Raw genomic sequence first — 1,111 nt, 5'->3', positions numbered from 1 at the left:
CCGACAACTTCCCCGCGTCACTTCTCCAGCGCAATGACAGGCTGGAAGCCTATCTCACAAAAGTCTTGGCGACTTTCGCTACGGAGAGGCGGACCTGCGAATACGCTGGCATCCACAATTCACGGGATGTTTGTACGGCTAACCCGCCTGCACAAACGCGGGGACCAACAAGGACATGACGATCCACGTGATTGAAAAGAATGCCACCAGAAAAGCAGTTCCGTAGGCTATGTTCACAACCAATCGTCGACGCTGCGTTTTTTGTTGTTGAATTGACACAAGCCGATCGGTAATCTTTGTCGCGAGCTCGTCATCGTCCTCAACCGGCAACCGAACTTGATCATCTTCAACACGTTCATCCTGAACCTGTTCAACTGCAACGGGTTTTACGCTTGAGTCGACACAAGAGGCTGTGTACGGTTCCGCACGACTCTCTTTCATGCTTAACAACATTGATTCTCCGGCTTCCTCACGCCGCCCCACCGGCTCATCCCCCAAACCGATCCCTCCGTCATCCTCAACCTCGCAAATAGCAGGTTGTTGTATCTGAAGGTTTCCAATCGCCACTGGGTCGCCGCCTGGAACAAGTCGCGTTATCCAGTCTTTTGGAGACTGCCCTTCAGCGCACTTCAAATCGATCAGCCAAACCGAATCATCCACCGTGACGATCGCATGATCGAAGGGGGACAACCGAAGACCGTGCACGCGAAACGTACTGGGGTGTCGACTGCCAAGGATCGTCACTCTGCGACGTAGCCTCTTCGTCCGAGTTTGACCATCCATACTCAGCACCACATTTGGATAGCGCTTCTGTCGTTCGCTGCCCCCAAAATTGCCCCCGTCGAGGAACGAATCCGATGATACTCTTCCGTCGTGGTCGAAGCGATTCGCTGCTGCCGATGCAGCTACAACAGAAGACGACCTCTGCGGTTGACCGTTACCCGCATGGCTGAACGTAAACGCAGTCCTCCCGATCAACAATTCGTCCTCGAGCGAGAGCACGCCCCACTGTGGAAAGGAAATAGCACAGAGCGGCCAAACCTCAATCCCATCGACAAACGAGCATGCCAAATAAACGATCGGGGGAACGCGAGCTTCCTGTACTGACAAC

Annotated in this window: 1 protein-coding gene; it reads right to left on the bottom strand. The window is 53.9% G+C overall.

The window, feature by feature from the left end:
* Positions 1 to 138: 138 nt before the first annotated feature.
* The coding region (locus tag RMSM_RS42925; RefSeq protein ID WP_040768954.1) for an FHA domain-containing protein at positions 139 to 1,111 on the bottom strand (973 nt) is incomplete at its 5' end.

This window comes from Rhodopirellula maiorica SM1 (genome assembly GCF_000346295.1).
Classification (GTDB): domain Bacteria; phylum Planctomycetota; class Planctomycetia; order Pirellulales; family Pirellulaceae; genus Novipirellula; species Novipirellula maiorica.
Note: the sequence above shows the minus strand (reverse complement) of the source record. Positions and strands in the feature narration are given on the sequence as shown.